Raw genomic sequence first — 303 nt, forward strand, 5'->3', positions numbered from 1 at the left:
ACGGTTCAGGTAAAACTTTCTTTCTGAGTGTTGTGCGCTCTATTGCTCTAGAAAAGAAGCTGGTGTCAGTCAGTGCTGACCTTTCTCCTGACAGACGTATTCACTCATCGGGAGGTCAGGCTCGTAATCTCTACTCAGAGCTTATGAAAAACATGTCCACCAGAAACAAGCCGGATGGTAATGCGTTACTTAGCGTTGTTGAAAGGTTCGTTACGGAGGCAAGAAAGGAAGCTGACACGGACGGCTCGGAGGTTTCATCAGTTATTCATAAACGCCTGGCTGCACTGTCAGATATGGTGGGCG

The 303-nt window shown here is 47.9% G+C and carries 1 protein-coding gene; it reads left to right on the forward strand.

Annotation, left to right across the window (positions count from 1 at the left end):
- On the forward strand, positions 1-303 hold a 303-nt coding region (locus ADK28_RS30075; protein WP_193392132.1), incomplete at both ends, for a BREX system ATP-binding domain-containing protein.

The sequence above is a fragment of the Serratia sp. 506_PEND genome, assembly GCF_001076875.1.
Lineage (GTDB): Bacteria > Pseudomonadota > Gammaproteobacteria > Enterobacterales > Enterobacteriaceae > Serratia > Serratia marcescens.